Here is a 526-nt window from a genome sequence, read left to right on the forward strand (position 1 = left end):
GTAGTTTACTGCAGCAGAGAAGTTGTCCATGTTGAAACGAACAGCCGCACCCATTACTTGGTAATCAGTACCTGCAGCATCACGGTTCTCTTGATCTTGGTAAGAAGCACCAACTGTGAACATATCGTTGATTGCGTATTGCGCAGATAGACCGAATGCAGTATCGATTTTCTCGTCTTGATCTAGGTATGCATCAGCGATAACTGTTAGCTTGTCGAAGCTACCTTTAACTGAAACAGCGTGACCTGCACTTTCTTTTGATTTTACGAAATCATCAACGTAACCAAGACCTTCGTTAGTGTTGTCGATAGTGATTGCGTCTAGAGAGTCACCGAAATCACCAACTTCACCGAAAGCTACACCCCAGTTGTCACCGAAGTAAGCACCGAAGTAAAGATCATCTGTGCGTACACGTGCGTGTTCTCCGTCAATTTCACCAGTAAGTTTGTTGTCGTTATCGAAGAATTCACCGTTTTCTAGTTCAAATGAACCGAATACCTTAACGTCTTGGTTTAGTTTGTGTTCA

The 526-nt window shown here is 43.2% G+C and carries 1 protein-coding gene; it reads right to left on the reverse strand.

Annotated features, from left to right (window positions below; all coding sequences use genetic code 11):
• Positions 1 to 526 (reverse strand): porin (locus tag R7093_RS27880; protein ID WP_318147365.1); only part of this gene is annotated, 526 nt, incomplete at both ends.

The sequence above is a fragment of the Vibrio sp. 1580 genome (genome assembly GCF_033340055.1).